This window comes from Paenibacillus sp. J31P190 (assembly GCF_059692075.1).
Genome location: NZ_JCAUAS010000014.1, coordinates 113,233 through 128,662, shown reverse-complemented (window position 1 = coordinate 128,662; position 15,430 = coordinate 113,233). Strand labels below are relative to the sequence as shown.

Below are 15,430 nucleotides of genomic sequence, written 5' to 3'. Positions count from 1 at the left end.
ATCGAAGGCGAAGCGACTATGGACATTCTGCTACGTGAAACGGATCCTGAGCTCGTTAAGATGGAGATTGATACTACTGGGTCAAACGCGGCGTGGAAGATCCAGCTGACTACTTATGCAAGCTTGAAAATCGATGTCCGCTGCTCCATTTTAAAGACATGGAAGCGGGCGAGGAGCAATTTTTTGCGGAGATCGGCGAAGATATTCTTGATTTCACGAAGAATTCGAAGGTAGCGGAATTGGGACTCAGTGGCTTGTCGTGGAGCAGGATCAAAGCCGCCGAGATCCGTTCGAAAGCTTAGCGATCAGCTATAGGAATTTAACGAAACTTGCCTTGTCGAAAGTAAAACAAACCCATACAATTAACTTATCCTATATGAGAACGAGTGAATGATATGAAAACATTAAAGAGATTGTACATACAATGATGATATACATAATTATGGGAGGTACTATTCTAATGATGAATCAAGTGAAGACGTGGTTAGAGCAAAATAAAAAGTCGATTCAATGGCTTGCTAACGAGATTGGAGCGACCAATTCATTGATGGGGAAAATTCTTAAAGGAGAACATGACTTGTTGCCGGAGCAAATGGTTCAAATCGCACGGGTAATAGGAATCACATTGGACGAAATAAATGCTGAAACGGATTTAGACATATCCACTTCGCAGATAAATACTAACTATACTAACAGGATGCATGACAACGAGTTGGAGATTGACGCATTACTCGTTAAGCGGTTACTCGCTGCGCAATTTCCGCAATGGGCAGAGCTACCGCTCAAACGGGTTAATTCAAGCGGGACGGATAACACGATTTTTCGGCTAGGTGAGGATTTGGCCGTACGAATGCCTCGCATCGAAGGGGCCACTGGACAGGCTAAGAGAGAACAGTTGTGGCTGCCAAAGCTTGCCCCACATCTACCTCTTGCCATTCCTTCCCCTCTCGCGATAGGAGTGCCCGCCGAGGGCTATCCTTGGCAATGGGCTGTGTATCGTTGGTTCAAAGGCGAGGACGCGATCGTCGGGCGCATCGACGATCTAGGCCAAGCAGCGACCGTGATGGCTCAATTCGTAGCCGCCATGCAGCGGATCGATCTCGCCGACGTTACGCCCCCAGCATCTTCCCGAGGCATGTCGCTGGAAACGAGAGATACCGGCGTTCGCAAATCAATCGCAGAACTGCAAGACTTAATTGATCAAGGTACGGCAACCTTAGCGTGGGAAGCAGCCCTGAAAGCGCCAGAGTGGCATGGGCCGGCAGTCTGGATTCACGGAGACATCCATGCAGGAAACTTGTTGATCGAACAAGGGCGGATAAGTACCGTTATCGACTTTGGATGTATGGGTTTAGGTGATCCCGCATGGGACATGCTGTTCGCATGGAGCATCCTCAACAAAGAAACACGGGTAATATTCCGTAGAGAGCTGCAGCCAGATGACGCAACCTGGGCTCGTGGTCGCGGTTATGCGCTGTCAATGGGATTGATTGCTCTCCCTTACTACAAGGACACCAACCCAGTGTTCGCTGGCGTCGCAAGGCGTATAATCGATGAAGTTCTCACCGATCACCTGAGCGGTGCATGAGAGCGACCAAGTGAAGCGATTTCTCCGGTTCTAAAATTAAAAGCAGCCTCTTTGAAGAAGCTGCTTATTTGTATGGCAATATTCATTGGTCTATAACTCTATACAATTACGTTATGTTTATCTGGCAGTTTCATCAAGGTCTTCGTTATAAGCCATAATCCCGCGTTTAAAATAATGAAGTTTTTCGTCTGAGGTAGTTTCCATTAAATTGGTGATCAGCAGTTCAACACTTTCTTTGTAGTTTTGGCTATTGTACAAAGCCATGGCCAGAAATACTTGAATTGCCCGATTTTCTGGAAATTCCCTCACGCCTCTGCGCAACGTCTCAACTGCTTCTTTGTAGTACCCCCAGTAGCGGTATGTACTCCCCAGACCCATTAGGCATCTTTCTAGGTCAGGACCAGATAGGCCTAACTTAAGAGCCCGCTCATAGTATGGAATAGCCTCACGTCCAAGGCCGGAATTGTCATGCACGATCCCGGTTTGGTAGTTGATTTCCGCATCATCCGGGTAATAGGAAACCAATGCTAATAACTGCTCGCGAACCTCACATAAGATCGCTTGATCTTGCTTGGCTCGCCCTTCTTCACGCCGTTCAATTATTTTGCTCAATTCGTTTCTTGTCATATTTTCACCATTCCCAAGTTTGGCAGAATTTTTAGGATGAGACTATCTTAACATAAACAAACAACCTCGAATATTAAATCCCTTGTTCCGGACGGAACAAGGGATTTTTAACTATATTACGATTTATTGCAGAGACGCAGCCAAACGGATCAAGACGTCAGCCTGGTGCGACGTTAACCTTTTGCCGGTTTGTGCCTGCACTTCATTGATAAAAGCATCGTAATTACCGTGCTCAAGCTTTTTCACAAGCGAGTTCGTAACACCATCTGCTCCCGGTCCTGTCACAAATACACGGGTTACGTTCGCAAGGGAACTAACGGTCGTCTGCACCGTGTATGTAAACGATGCAGATGCTGCGTTGCCGGCGGCATCCTGAACGTCGATGGTTACGACGTGCGAGCCAAGACCGAGCTCATAGGCTGGAGCATCGACAAGGAGTGCGGTGCACGGATTATAGACTAGGCCCGAAACCGTATCGGATGCGGTACATTTTATTTGAACGGTTTGGTCTACGGAGAAAGTGGTCCCGCCGCCCATTTGAATCACTGGGGCTGAACGGTCGATGCGAATTTCCATGTTTTTCGCTATTTCCACGTTGCCGGTGGCATCCTCAGAACGGTAAAGTAGGGTGGTCACGCCGTCGGCCTCAACGGTAACTGGCCCGCCGTACGGCTGCCAGCTTGCGCCGTTGTCGGTGCTGAATTGTGTTGAACTGACGCCGGTCAGGTCGTCCGTCGCCGTAAGCTTCACCGACGCCTCCGAAACGTACCAGCCGTTATGCATCGTTCCTTCAACGGTTGCCGTCGTCACAGGTGCTGTCACATCAAGTACATTCGTTATCGCAATCGCGTTGCTCGCCGCACTTTCGTTGTGGATTCGGTCCACAGCGGTAATAACATAAGTATACCGAGCGCCGTCAACAGCAGTCCGGTCGACGAATGATCCCTTCGAGCCCTCCTGCTTGCGGACGGTAGCGACGATCTTCGACGCATCCTGTAAGCTTCCGGCCGTATCGCCCTCGAAACGGTAAACGACATAGTAGGCTGAATCTGCTGAACCATTCGCCCAAGTCAGCTCAACACCGGATGGTTTGCTGATGGCAGAAGCGAGAACAGGGGGGTTCGGCGCTTGATGATCGAGCCAAGGCATCGCAGGTACAAGTGCCGGGTAGCGGTAGAGATCGGTTTTTAACCGGTCGGTAAAGCCCAGCGGATTCGCCGGCAGCCATTTGGCACTGAAGAAGATACTTCCTTTGACGTTGCCGAAATTGCGATTATAGCTTACTTGGTCCGGCATTTCGTTCGGGTTCAGCCAACCCGGATCATTTGAGCCGATGCGGTAGGCGGCCTGGCCGCTGTAGAGGTGAACGTTTTTACCAGCAACCGTGCCGTTCCACCATTCGATCAGCTTGTCGTAAGCGGCCGGCGAATAGCCCATGTACCAATAGATTTGCGGTGCGATGTAATCGATCCACTGCTGGTCAACCCATTTTTTGGAGTCCGCATAGATGGCGTCGTAGCTGCTGAGACCGTTCGTATCGGAACCTGCCGGATCTTCCCCTTTGTTTTTCCAGATGCCGAACGGACTGATACCGAATTTGACGTAGCTTTTCTCCTGCTTGATTCTGGCACCTATCTCCTGTACGAACGAATTGACGTTGTTGCGTCTCCAGTCCGCCTTGCTTGTAAAGCCCGCGCCATATTTCTGGAAAGCATCCTGGTCGGGGAAGTCGACACCGCTGACCGGGTACGGATAGAAATAATCGTCAAAATGAACCGCGTCGATATCGTAATTTTTCACGACTTCCATAATGCCGTCCATGATGAACTGCTTCGCTTCCGGAATTCCCGGGTTAAAATATAACTTCCCGCCATACGAAACGACCCAGTCCGGATGCTGGCGCGCAGGGTGATCCGGCACCAGATTGTCTAGACGATCCTGCAGGCTGATCCGGTACGGGTTGAACCAAGCGTGGAACTCCATATTTCGCTTATGCACTTCCTCCAGCATGAACGCAAGCGGGTTATAGCCGGGATCTTTCCCTTGCACGCCCGTCAGCCATTCCGACCAAGGCCCGAATTGGGAAGGGTAAAAGGAATCCGCAGTCGGCTTTACCTGCACGATGACCGCGTTGATCCCCGTAGTTTGCAGGGGCTCCAGCAGCTTTGTGAAATCGCGCTTTTGCTGCTCCGGGTCCGTTACACCTTTGTCTGGCCAGTCTATATTATCGACTGTAGCGATCCATGCCGCTCTGAGCTCGGACTTTGGAATGGCGGCCACTTTGTTCACCGCTAAGTAGAAATCGCTCGTTTTCCCGCCATAAATTGCGGTAATCCGGGAAGTGCCGAAATTCAGCGCCGTGACAACACCGCTTGCACTCACCGCAGCGACCGTAGGGTTGCTGCTCGTATACGTAACGCCGCTAATCAGTTCGACTTGCTCCGGAAGCCATGTGTAGGTGCCAAACACCTTCGCCTGTAAGGTATCGCTAACCGTCATCGTATGGAGCTCGGTAAGCTTGATGCTCTGCAATACCGGTACAGGGGCGTTTACATTCAGCGTATAAGCCGCTGAGACGCCTTTATAGGACATTGTAATCGTTGTCGTTCCAGGTTTTACGGCTTTCACCACGCCATCGGCATCGACGGTTGCAACATCAGGAGCGCTGCTTTCAAACGTTGCTCCGCTCAGTACGGTAACGGGTTCGGTCATGTCCGTGTACACTGCGTACAGGCGTATTTTGTTCGTAGAGCCCGATTCCAGCTTCTCCAAGGAAGATTGCTCTAATCTAGAAGGCACGGCTGCGCTCGTTGAGACGTTCAGCACGTATGATGCTTCAGGAGCCGTCCCATAGGAGGCATAGATCGTGGCTGTGCCTGGCTGCAGTGCTCGGACAGTGCCATTTGTGTCGACTGTTGCGACCTGCTCATTGCTACTGCGGAAGGATAGCCCACTTGTAACATTGACCGGCTCCGCTGCGTTCTGATAAGTCGCGAATACTTGCGCCTTCTTCGATTCCCCAACCTGAAGCAGAGGCAGATCCGCCAAATCAAGCCCATAAACAGTCGAATCTGTGTAAAACGCGGTCAACTGGTCCAAATAAAGCGCACCTTTGTTTTTGTTGTTATCTTTTGTCTCCGCGACATAGATTTGATTCAGCTTAATCGGAGCTCTCAGCGAGCTCGGAACGGATACTGTGATGTACTTCCAGCCGGTCCAGTTCAGCCCATTGCTGGTGGTGAAGTCAAGCGCGGAGACAGTTCCCGCCGAATCTTTGACTTGAACGCGCAGCCAATGGTTGTTGCCGTCGCCGTACACCCAGAGGCCGAGTTTCTTCGGAAGTCCCTGCAGCGTTCTACCCGTAGTGCCGTCCAGATCCTTGAAGTTGACATAAGCTGCCGACGTTCCGGTCGTGCCTGTAAAATCGTAGGACAATTTTACAGCATGATAGCCGTAATAAATCGTTTCCGGTCGGCTGATAAGACCGATGCTTGCCGTCGCTCTCGCCGAGGAAGAGAAGAGATTAGCCGTTTGCTCAAATCCTTCCACACCGACGGCAGCCTGAACACCGGCTAACGCCTGCACATCTGCGCTCAAAGCAGCTTCCGTGTCCGCGCTAGCAATAGGTACACTAAACATGATTGTGCTCAAGAACAATAATAAGGCCATGGTAATAGGGATTAATACTGTGCGACTTTGAAAAGATTTCTTCAATGGGATTCACTTCCTTCTCGGAATGTATTCGCTTACAAGAAAGGCGAATAAACGTTGGCCTCCTTTCTTCCTTTCTCTTGGCAAATGTTATATAAAATTTCGGCTGCTTTTAGCATACAAAATAATATTTCAATATTCAATAATATATGTGAAATTTTATTTTATTGAACAAAAGTTTTTTTCGGCGAATTTAATCCGGCTTCCACAAAGAAGGCATCTTCAGAAGCAACGTCAAGATCAACGGGGTGTGGGAGGGCAGTTATGAGCGTTAGGAAATATCTTTATGAGCAAGCTAAAGCTATCGTTCATGTTTATGGAAAATTGTGGTATTATCAAAAAGTGTCTTCAATATGTTGAAAATTAAGGAGGATTGAAATCAACTTGAAAAAATCGATCATAACTCTTATTGGAGCTTCCCTTCTACTCAGTACTAGCGCAGGTGTTTATGCAGGTGCAAATTTGGAGGAAATCCAAGCTTATTTAAACAATGACCTAAAAGTAAAAGTAAATGGGAAACAGGTACAATTGTTAGATGCAGATGGAAATGTAGTTACTCCTATTACCTTTAACGGAAACACATACTTGCCAGCCAGAGTCATTGCAAATTCTTTAAATGTCGCTGTCGATTATGATGCTGCAACAAGCAGCGTTTTATTTGGTGAAAAAGTTGAGGGCACTCCTATTAACGCCGATCAAGTCTTTTATCAAGCTGTCAAAGATCCTAAATTAACACTATACAAAAGCAAGGATTATGTCGAAGTTATTAGACAGATAGGCACATCAGATTCTAACTTCACATTAAAACCTAAGAAAAAGTTCCAAACCCTTTATTTGCAAGTAGCTGCTATTGGAACGGATGTCGATATTAAAATTATAGATAGAAACTCAAGATTATTAAAACAAGATACTGTAACGGTTAATGATGGTTTAAAAGTAATAGAAGCTAATATCGCAGGACTAGATGAAGTTACTGTGCTCTATGCAACCGATAAGGATACAGCAGAAACTGGTGTTTTTATACCACTAACAACCTCATATTATAAGTAATGAAAGAATAAGAACGCCTCTTAAAACGAGGCGTTTATTGTTTCTAAAGCTATTTCTTAGTGTAAAAAGAAAGATTAACATTGGAGTTGTTTTACAGGTATAAAACTATTAAGCTTTAATAATCAAAATGAAATTAACCAGTATATTAGGAGGAAACTAATGTTCAGCGTTAAACCCATCGCATATATCAGAAACAGTAGAGAAGCAATTGAAGATGATTATTGGGGCAATATTGTATCCATTATTGAACTCACAAGCGAATTTAGCGAAGAAAGCGTAAAGGGGATCGAGGATTTTTCCCATCTAGAAGTCATTTTCTATTTTAATCAAGTGAAAGATGATAATATTCAATTCGATGCCAGACACCCTAGGAATAATAAAGAGTACCCTAAAGTAGGGATTTTTGCACAGCGGGCTAAAAATAGGCCGAACAAACTGGGGTTAACTACAGTAGAGGTGTTAAAGCGCGAGGGAAAAATGATTTACATAAAAGGTCTTGATGCAATAAACGGGACACCCGTGTTGGACTTGAAGCCTGTAATGAAGGAATTTGCCCCGAAAGGAGAGATCAAGCAACCATACTGGGTATCAGACCTTATGAAAGAATACTGGGAATAATCAACGAATTGCATAAGGATGACAATGATGAAACGGATGCCATTTGAACGTCCTACCGTGCATTATGATGAACGAATTTTGTACTTCAGGACATTCATCCTATAACTACGTAGATCAACATAAAAAAGACTACATTCACCAGTAGGAGGAAAGGTGATTGGAGTCTTTTTGCACTTAATCCTACATCAAAGAATTAACGTTGAAAGCCTTGCAGTTGTTGTTCAGCCATTTGTACCAATCTTTTCGTAATACCGCCACCGATAGAGCCTGCGTCGCGTGTAGCGAGATTTCCATTGTAACCATCTGGTTGTAGAGGTATTCCTAATTGTTGAGCTACTTCAAATTTCATTTGATTTAAAGCCGCTCTTGCTTGAGGAACAACTAATGTGTTATTGTTTGCCATGGAAAAAATCACTCCTTTTTTTGGTGTACTCTTATAATGTGGAGTGGAAGGAACTATTATACATTCACATTTACTGCGGTTGTGAAAACATGTACAGAAACGAATTTTGTTGAGCTAATGGAGAATACATGAATATGTAAGTAGCTAAAGGAGGCCTGTATGTATGAAGTCTCATACATCTGACCGTATTAAAATCCCGCCAGGATTTTGGGCAGGATTGCGTCAAATAGGGATTGCCGCCCACGACGTAGCTCGCAAAGCACGACTGCCGCTCACCATTATTACGGAAACAGTAGTCACCTCTGCTCAATATTTCGCGATCTGGCAGGCTTATTCCGAACTCATTGGTGATACTGCCAAAGGAATCATCAAGCTTGCGACCGTCTTTGAAACAGCGAAGTACCCACCGACCGTCTTAGCGACTTACCACGCTCGTGACTACCGCGACGCTCTAAACCGAATGGCTCGGTACAAACAACTGTGTCCCCCCGAAAGCTTACGTATCACCGAGGAGGGGGAGCACTGTACAATCGAACTGGAGTGGCTGAATACCGAGCAACCCGTTCCATCGTTGCTTGTTGGTATCACACTGGCATTTCTTCTGGAGCTTGGCCGCCGGGGAACAGGTCAACCTTTGACGGCGCGGTTCGTCGAATTTTCGCACGCAATGGGAGATGTACATGCCCTTGAAGCTTACTTCGGCTGCCGTGTCCGGATTGGTGCAAATTGTAACCGGTTGACGCTGCATCGAAGCGATTTGGACCGCCCCTTTGTCACGTACAATGAAGAGTTGCTGGAGATCCTGACTCCCGTTCTGGACCGATCGCTCGATGAACAGCAGCGCAGCCGCTCATTACCCGAGATGGTCAAGTGGATCATGAAACGCAGCCTCACAGGAGGGCGCCCCGACATTCAGGCTGTCGCGAAGGAGCTCAGTATGAGCGATCGTACCTTGCAGCGCCGGCTTACTGACGAAAATACGAGCTTCAAGTATCTGTTGACACAAGCTAGACATGAGCAAGCACGAGAGTACTTGGCAGACCCCTCGCTCGATATTAAAGAAGTGGCTTTCATGATTGGATATGAAGACCAGAACTCGTTCTACCGCGCCTTCCGTCTTTGGGAAGGTGATACTCCTTCAAATTGGCGTGTTAAACAAGAACTTTGACGCAATATGCTAGTTACTGAACAACCCAGACAAGGTAATATAATCCCTATCCAGTGTACAAGACATCATTATAAGTAAATTAAAAGGAGAAATTTATGATGGATATGGGATTAAACAATAAAACAGCCTTAGTTACAGGATCAACGAAAGGGATAGGTAAAGCAATTGCCATTGAACTTGCCAAAGAAGGTGTTCATGTACTAATTAATGGACGAAATTATGAAGAGGTAGAACGAACTGTAAATGAAATTAAGTCAGATTTCCCGGCTACCTCTCCTCAAAATGCTACAGCCGATATTGTGGATATTGGGCAAAGAGAAGCTTTATTTGATAAATACCCCAATATCGATATTTTAGTTAACAATATGGGTATTTATGAAATTATGCAATATGAGGACGTTGACGATGAAGTATGGGAAAAATACTTCCGTACTAATGTTCTTTCTGCAAATGGATTATCTAAATTTTATTTACCTAAAATGTTGAAAAATGATTATGGCCGCATTATCTTTATTGCGAGTGAAGAAGCAATTATGCCTTCAGGACTAATGCCTCAGTATTGTATGACAAAATCAATGCTATTATCATTGTCCAAAAGCTTATCTAAATTAACAATAGGAACAGAAGTTACAGTCAATACGATCATGCCAGGACCAACGCTTTCTGAAAATGTGCATCAAATAATTGCGGGTATGTACCCTAATGAAGATATGACTTTTTCAGAGAAAGAGAAAGAATTTATGACTACAAACTTACCTCAATCTCAAATACAGCGATTTATCAAGCCTATTGAAATAGGTAGACTAACTGCATTTGTATGTAGTCCTTATGCATCCGCATTTAAAGGTTCTCCAATCCGTATGGATGGGGGAATGGTACCTACTATTTTTTAAACGTGTTTAGTGGGCTAGTACCAAAAAAGGGGCTATATTTAGAACGTACGTTCTGATAGAATGATAAAGTCACTGAAATCAGAAAGGAACGATATTCATGAACGCTATAGCAGTAATAGTATTGAATTTTGAAGAAGTTCGCCGTAGAAGTATAAAAGTGTGGGAAAGTATTCCTGAGAAAAGTCTAGAATGGAAACCAGACCTCAACGCTTTGAGTATTAAAGATATGATCCGTCATGTTTTGGACAGTGAGCATTATTATCACCTTGCATTGCTTAATAAAGGAAGCTTGAGTTCTTACGATTCGCCATTTGAAAAGCGGATATTTACAACAGTTAAAGATGAGCTAGCTTTTGCTCAAACATATAGAAACCAATTTATTAATACGGTTAAATCGTTTACTGAAGAAGATCTATCCAATGTAGAGATTAATCGAAGCGATGTGGGGTATGTTCGAACTTTAGGAGATATGTTGATGAGAATTGCTTATCACGAATCTGTTCACACTGGTCAACTATTGGATTATATGAGAACAGCCGGAATTGAACGTCCAAAGGTGTGGGACTAGGTTATCTGCCTTACAAGCTAAAAAACAATATAAAAAAATATTTTCTTCCTTTGTCGATTTCACCATTTTTCACTCGTTGTATTCATAGAAGGACAATTTTGTGTTTCTATAGTTTTGTAATCAATAGTGAGTCAGTTAAAAGGAGAGATGGACGATGACAAGAACAATTTCTAAAGGCCGACTATGGACGGCAAGAGTGATGAGCGGAATAGCGATTTTGTTTATGCTGCTTGACAGTATTATGAAATTATTTAAACCTGCGTTTGTTGTTGATTCTACCGTATCACTTGGTTACCAGGAACATCATATTTTTTTGATTGGCATACTCGGACTGCTTTCTACTATTCTTTATGCATTATCTCGTACAACGATCTTAGGTGCAGTGATGTTGACCGGTTATTTTGGCGGCGTGATTGCGACACAGGTTCGACTAGATGCCCCACTTTTTTCTACGATCCTTTTTCCCGTTTATCTTGCAGTGTTGGTTTGGGGAGGCCTTTGGTTGAGGAACGAGCAAGTGCGCAAATTGTTTTCTTTGCAAAAATAGTTGAGAGACTTTAGTAGACGTTCACTCTATGGGGTGAACGTTTATTATTTTTGTGGGAAAGGTGAAAGTGCTTGTATAATAATAAGTGAATTAAGAAATTTGTTTAAGGACCAACAACTCACCAAGTTTATGAATATTGGAAACGATTGGAGGTTGCTACTCCACCTCTTCCAGAGTTCGATAGAGCTGTATCGTTTTATGAAAATAATAATTTCGAAATTACCGGAGGGAGGAAAATGAAATTAACAATTGAGTGAGTTCATGTGACTTTGCTTTTTCGGTGAGGGAAGAATACCACGAAGTTGATTATTCGGAAATATATAAACTTCCAAACCCTAAAACAATTCATGCATTAAAACAGAATACAGATTGTATACATATGTTTGCATGGTTTACCAGGGAGCTTGTAGTTTATACAGAGCGTCTATTTTAGGCAATGTTTAGGAGGATTCATGTGTTTAAGAAAATTCAAGGGAACGCTAGAGGCTGCTTAATATATGAACCGATGTTTATTTTACCGTACAGTATGCTTACAACGTATGCGACAGTATATATGTTTCAATTGGGAGTCAGTGAGAGACAAATCGGTTTAATTACTTCGGTGGGACTGATTATGCAGATCTTTACTTCTTTCATCAGCGGATACCTTACGGACCGGATGGGTAGGCGCCGGGCGCTTCTCTATTACGATCTTATAAGTTGGAGTGCCGCCGCACTGATCTGGGCTGCATCGCAAAATTTCTGGTATTTTCTAATTGCCGCGGTATTTAACAGTTTCCTTAGGGTACCCAATACAGCATGGTACTGTTTGTTGGTGGAAGATACCGCTCAAAATGATCGGTCTAATGTATTTAGAATTCTACAACTCATCGGGGTGATCGGGGGATTGTTCGCTCCGCTGGGTGGACTGCTGGTTAATCACTTCACACTTATCCCTGCAATGCGCATGATGTACGCCATTTTCTGCGTTAGCTTAACGGTGATGTTCTTCGCCCGAAACTTTGCCACTCATGAGACGGAGATTGGAATCCGAAAAAGAAAAGAGAGCGCATCTTATAATCTGAAAGACACCTTTCAAGCGTATATCGATACAGTTAAGACCATCCTGTCAAACCGGGCATTGATGATTGTCTTTGGTGTGTACATTTCCTTTAATTTTCAAGTGACTTTACAAAATACATATCTCTCGATTTATCTTGTTGAAGCTTTGAATATTAGCGACGCACTCATTTCAATATTTCCAGCGGTATCCTCCTTAGCAATGCTCGCATTAATGTTCTTCGTTGTCCCGCGCTTAAAGGAGAATAAGGCACAAGGTTACATGATATGGGGATTTTCACTTGCAATCGTGTCAAAAATTATATTAATTGCCGTTGCCCCGGGGCAAATTACTCTGGTGATAATCAGTACAATGCTTGCCGCTGCAGGCAGTATTATTTCGAGTCCCTATCTGGAGGCGGTTGTAGCAAATTCCATCGATGACGAACAACGCGCCAAAATGTTTTCGATTCTGCAAGTTCTTGTCTTACTATGCATTTCTCCATCTGGCGTAATCGGGGGATGGACGTATACCATCGATCCTAGGCTGCCTTTCATCTTGATCATCATATCTTCCATCGTAAGCATCATTTTGATGATCATGTTAATGCGTAGGGAAGCCAAAACATTGGTTGATCATTTAGAAGTTCATAATGGGTGACTTCATCTTAAAGAACGATAGCTCAATAGATAATACTAAGAACGGCAGTCATTTCATTTGGCTGCTTTTTCTGTGTCAACACCTCAGATTCAACCCACTCCTCTGCTCCTTTCTCTTTCGTCTGCTGTTCGGATAAGGGAGATTAACAGTCTCACGAACAAAAAAAATGCAATTAAGGTTACAAAAGAGTGCATCCAGGTCCAAGTGTAGTATTTAATTAATTCGGTATACCTTTCTAAAATGAATTCCACTGTTGTCATTAGAGCACTATACAAAACAGCCTGTGCCAATACCCCGACAAGCTTCGAATGTTTCGTTGTTAGGTTGAATAAAACATTTAACGTTGGGAATGCAAGATAATCGAACAAAACTGCTGATGAGAAGTATTGACTGAGAAATCGGACGGGATGTTCATAATAATGCTGTTCAATTAGAATTACGGGAATAAAACTGCTAAAAAATACGGTCATTAGATATACGAATAAGCAATCTCCAATAAGTGATTTCTTACAGGTTATGAGTAATATAATTAAAGAAAGAACAAATACAGACCATTGAATAATTTGATTAAGCATTTGGCTACCTCATTTCAAAAATATCACCTAAATGAAAAAAAGATTCATGAACTATATATTTCCAAGAAGGGGAATGTTTAATACGTACACGAAGGGGTTATTAAGCTCTAACGACTTTGGGAATTACAACCAGTAGTGACGTAAATTATGGATGAGAAGCGAATAACTATGCGTATAAGGGGGGTACGCCTATGGGTATCATCGGAAACCGCTATACGCTCAATCAACCGCTCAAGAGGATGGCGAACGGGTTGTGGATAAGAGGGATGGATCTGACCTTCAAACGCGATGTTCTTCTATATACTTGCCAAGAGACAGACGAATCAACGCATCAAGAAACCTTGCGATGGATGAGAAAAGCATCCCAGTTGTCCGACGAGCACTTCATGCATATTCTGGACGCAGGTTCAGAAGACGGAACGTTGTTTACTATTCTTCAAGCGTTAACGGGAAGTCCTTTGTCCGATCGACTGAGCGGCTTGGAGATTACAGGTCACAAGGCGCTTACTTATGTGTACGAGCTGGCCAAAGGCATTCGAGAAACTCGCCTCAATCGACTGCTAGAATGTTCGGTTGATGCGGAAAATTTATGGATTGAAGATAATGGCCGATTGCGGATCATGAATTATTGGACGGAAGGGAAGAACGGACGACGCGGTGTGCCGGGGCTGGCTCTGCTTCTGTACCAGCTGTGTGCCAAAACGGATATTCCGACATCCTCTATTAGTGCATACGCATTCGATCTGAATCGGTCGTTTGCGGATTTCTCGGATGTAACTCGGGAACGTGCCGTAGATTTGGCCTGCAAGGCGTATGAAGGGACATGTACGCTTGTTGATTTTCAACAGGAACTGGAAGTACTACTCGGTATCAATGGCGATAGGAAGACGCAACTTCTTACATCGGGATTACCGGCTAAAGATATGAAGCTATCAAGCGGATGGAAGCGGAAATCCACTGTACACGAGTTTGTAGAGCCTAAAACTGGGGTGAGGATGGGCGAGAAGCGAAAGGCAGAATGGCATAAGCCCAGAGAGCTTAAGGCGCGCATAATTAAGGCTACTGACCGCAAAATGGCGGAACTCAGCGAGCTGTTCCGCGAATCGTTCCAGATGCGAAAGTGGCGTCTGCTTTCTACGACCGTCTTCGGTGTACTCGTTCTACTGCTCTGGCTGTCACTGAGTCCGCACTCTAAGCCGCAGACAATTCCGACGCCCGCTTCTGCAGAGGCATCAATGAATCGTACCGAGGCATCTAAGCCTTCAGCATCGGCATCAGGGATGCCGGCTCAAACAGGTACGCCGACGCGGACGCCTATTGACGCCGAAGTTCAGCCGGCAGACGATGGCGAAGTACAAGCCAAGGCGGGCGTCGTTCCTGATTTGGTCACTCATTCAAGGGAGGATGCCGAGAAGATGGCAATTGCCTCCGGGCTTCGATACCAGTTTTTCTTGGAATCGAATGTTGCCGCCGTTAAGGGGGTCGTGTTTAAGCAAGACCTAACTCCCGGCACTGCCGTCAAAAATGGCGACCGCATCACGTTCTGGGTGAGCAAAGGGAATTAAATAAGAGGCGGTTGTAGGTTTTAAGGAAAATCGATTAAACCTCTATAATTACAATTGCATCTTTAGCACTATTTATGTCACATGGTATATTTGGTAATATTTATCAAACGAAGGCAATCTTCGAAATAATAGCATGATGCGCAGATTTCAAAGGAATGTCGTATTGCCACTATAATCAAAAGGATGGATAACAATGAGTGAAGATACAAAGTATCAGAAGCATTTTTCAGAGGAAGGATTTTGGACAAAACTTAAAAATCATGCCGTAAATGCCCGATTAAAAGTAGTTTACAGTGGCTTGATCATGTTGGCTCTTCTACCAGCGGTTTATGGGGCTGATTGGCCTGAAAGATATTGGTGTTGAATTCTAGCCCAAAGATGGATATGATTTCTTTGACTAATTCACGCCTCCGCATTT

General features: G+C 44.5%; 15 protein-coding genes. 11 read left to right on the top strand and 4 right to left on the bottom strand.

Annotated elements, in window-relative coordinates:
- The first annotated feature begins 92 nt into the window (after positions 1 to 92).
- Together AC58U0_RS22930 and AC58U0_RS22925 are read left to right on the top strand one after the other, a co-directional pair.
- The gene (locus AC58U0_RS22930) at positions 93 to 302 is read left to right on the top strand and encodes a hypothetical protein (protein ID WP_497381269.1); all 210 of its coding nucleotides are present in this window, start codon (positions 93 to 95) and stop codon (positions 300 to 302) included.
- Positions 303 to 460: 158 nt separating this feature from the next.
- Complete coding sequence (locus tag AC58U0_RS22925) at positions 461 to 1,588, top strand: phosphotransferase (RefSeq protein WP_497381268.1); 1,128 nt, start codon at positions 461 to 463, stop codon at positions 1,586 to 1,588.
- A gap of 117 nt (positions 1,589 to 1,705) precedes the next feature.
- On the opposite strand, the gene AC58U0_RS22920 is transcribed toward AC58U0_RS22925, so the two are convergent.
- Positions 1,706 to 2,215, bottom strand: a complete 510-nt coding sequence (locus AC58U0_RS22920; protein ID WP_497381267.1) for a tetratricopeptide repeat protein — start codon at positions 2,213 to 2,215, stop codon at positions 1,706 to 1,708.
- A 123-nt stretch (positions 2,216 to 2,338) separates the two neighbouring features.
- Positions 2,339 to 5,929, bottom strand: coding sequence for a family 10 glycosylhydrolase (locus AC58U0_RS22915; RefSeq protein WP_497381266.1), 3,591 nt, complete (start codon positions 5,927 to 5,929; stop codon positions 2,339 to 2,341).
- A gap of 381 nt (positions 5,930 to 6,310) precedes the next feature.
- Here AC58U0_RS22915 and AC58U0_RS22910 point away from each other — a divergent pair, with 381 nt between their 5' ends.
- Both AC58U0_RS22910 and tsaA read left to right on the top strand, forming a co-directional pair.
- Positions 6,311 to 6,976 (top strand): stalk domain-containing protein, encoded by a 666-nt coding sequence (locus AC58U0_RS22910; protein ID WP_497381265.1) that lies wholly within the window; start codon positions 6,311 to 6,313, stop codon positions 6,974 to 6,976.
- A 159-nt stretch (positions 6,977 to 7,135) separates the two neighbouring features.
- Entirely contained in the window at positions 7,136 to 7,594 is a 459-nt protein-coding gene (gene tsaA / locus AC58U0_RS22905) for a tRNA (N6-threonylcarbamoyladenosine(37)-N6)-methyltransferase TrmO (RefSeq protein WP_497381264.1), read from the top strand.
- Positions 7,595 to 7,787: 193 nt separating this feature from the next.
- Here tsaA and AC58U0_RS22900 read toward each other — a convergent pair whose 3' ends face one another.
- Positions 7,788 to 7,997, bottom strand: a complete 210-nt coding sequence (locus AC58U0_RS22900; RefSeq protein WP_057302207.1) for an alpha/beta-type small acid-soluble spore protein — start codon at positions 7,995 to 7,997, stop codon at positions 7,788 to 7,790.
- Positions 7,998 to 8,160: 163 nt separating this feature from the next.
- Between AC58U0_RS22900 and AC58U0_RS22895 the strand changes: the two genes are divergently transcribed.
- The 5 genes from AC58U0_RS22895 to AC58U0_RS22875 all read left to right on the top strand — a co-directional run bounded on the left by AC58U0_RS22895 (position 8,161) and on the right by AC58U0_RS22875 (position 12,872).
- Complete coding sequence (locus AC58U0_RS22895; protein ID WP_497381263.1) at positions 8,161 to 9,165, top strand: AraC family transcriptional regulator ligand-binding domain-containing protein; 1,005 nt, start codon at positions 8,161 to 8,163, stop codon at positions 9,163 to 9,165.
- A 98-nt stretch (positions 9,166 to 9,263) separates the two neighbouring features.
- Positions 9,264 to 10,058 (top strand): SDR family NAD(P)-dependent oxidoreductase, encoded by a 795-nt coding sequence (locus AC58U0_RS22890; RefSeq protein WP_497381262.1) that lies wholly within the window; start codon positions 9,264 to 9,266, stop codon positions 10,056 to 10,058.
- A gap of 97 nt (positions 10,059 to 10,155) precedes the next feature.
- On the top strand, positions 10,156 to 10,626 hold the full coding sequence (locus tag AC58U0_RS22885) for a DinB family protein (protein WP_497381261.1): 471 nt from the start codon (positions 10,156 to 10,158) through the stop codon (positions 10,624 to 10,626).
- 154 nt (positions 10,627 to 10,780) lie between these two features.
- Positions 10,781 to 11,173 (top strand): DoxX family protein, encoded by a 393-nt coding sequence (locus AC58U0_RS22880; RefSeq protein ID WP_497381260.1) that lies wholly within the window; start codon positions 10,781 to 10,783, stop codon positions 11,171 to 11,173.
- A 454-nt stretch (positions 11,174 to 11,627) separates the two neighbouring features.
- Complete coding sequence (locus AC58U0_RS22875) at positions 11,628 to 12,872, top strand: MFS transporter (protein ID WP_497381259.1); 1,245 nt, start codon at positions 11,628 to 11,630, stop codon at positions 12,870 to 12,872.
- A gap of 89 nt (positions 12,873 to 12,961) precedes the next feature.
- On the opposite strand, the gene AC58U0_RS22870 is transcribed toward AC58U0_RS22875, so the two are convergent.
- Complete coding sequence (locus AC58U0_RS22870; protein WP_497381258.1) at positions 12,962 to 13,447, bottom strand: CBO0543 family protein; 486 nt, start codon at positions 13,445 to 13,447, stop codon at positions 12,962 to 12,964.
- 191 nt (positions 13,448 to 13,638) lie between these two features.
- Here AC58U0_RS22870 and AC58U0_RS22865 point away from each other — a divergent pair, with 191 nt between their 5' ends.
- Both AC58U0_RS22865 and AC58U0_RS22860 read left to right on the top strand, forming a co-directional pair.
- Positions 13,639 to 15,012 carry a PASTA domain-containing protein gene (locus tag AC58U0_RS22865; RefSeq protein ID WP_497381257.1) on the top strand — a complete coding sequence of 458 codons (1,374 nt, stop codon included), beginning with the start codon at positions 13,639 to 13,641 and terminating at the stop codon, positions 15,010 to 15,012.
- Positions 15,013 to 15,205: 193 nt separating this feature from the next.
- Positions 15,206 to 15,376 carry a hypothetical protein gene (locus tag AC58U0_RS22860; RefSeq protein ID WP_497381256.1) on the top strand — a complete coding sequence of 57 codons (171 nt, stop codon included), beginning with the start codon at positions 15,206 to 15,208 and terminating at the stop codon, positions 15,374 to 15,376.
- The last annotated feature ends 54 nt before the right edge of the window (positions 15,377 to 15,430 follow it).

Excerpts from the sequence above, each read along its gene's own strand:
- AC58U0_RS22925 (WP_497381268.1), top strand. The coding sequence starts at position 461 with ATGATGAATCAAGTGAAGACGTGGTTAGAGCAAAATAAAAAGTCGATT.
- AC58U0_RS22920 (WP_497381267.1), bottom strand. The coding sequence starts at position 2,215 with ATGACAAGAAACGAATTGAGCAAAATAATTGAACGGCGTGAAGAAGGG.
- tsaA (WP_497381264.1), top strand. The coding sequence starts at position 7,136 with ATGTTCAGCGTTAAACCCATCGCATATATCAGAAACAGTAGAGAAGCA.
- AC58U0_RS22900 (WP_057302207.1), bottom strand. The coding sequence starts at position 7,997 with ATGGCAAACAATAACACATTAGTTGTTCCTCAAGCAAGAGCGGCTTTA.
- AC58U0_RS22895 (WP_497381263.1), top strand. The coding sequence starts at position 8,161 with ATGAAGTCTCATACATCTGACCGTATTAAAATCCCGCCAGGATTTTGG.
- AC58U0_RS22890 (WP_497381262.1), top strand. The coding sequence starts at position 9,264 with ATGGATATGGGATTAAACAATAAAACAGCCTTAGTTACAGGATCAACG.
- AC58U0_RS22885 (WP_497381261.1), top strand. The coding sequence starts at position 10,156 with ATGAACGCTATAGCAGTAATAGTATTGAATTTTGAAGAAGTTCGCCGT.
- AC58U0_RS22880 (WP_497381260.1), top strand. The coding sequence starts at position 10,781 with ATGACAAGAACAATTTCTAAAGGCCGACTATGGACGGCAAGAGTGATG.
- AC58U0_RS22870 (WP_497381258.1), bottom strand. The coding sequence starts at position 13,447 with ATGCTTAATCAAATTATTCAATGGTCTGTATTTGTTCTTTCTTTAATT.
- AC58U0_RS22865 (WP_497381257.1), top strand. The coding sequence starts at position 13,639 with ATGGGTATCATCGGAAACCGCTATACGCTCAATCAACCGCTCAAGAGG.
- AC58U0_RS22860 (WP_497381256.1), top strand. The coding sequence starts at position 15,206 with ATGAGTGAAGATACAAAGTATCAGAAGCATTTTTCAGAGGAAGGATTT.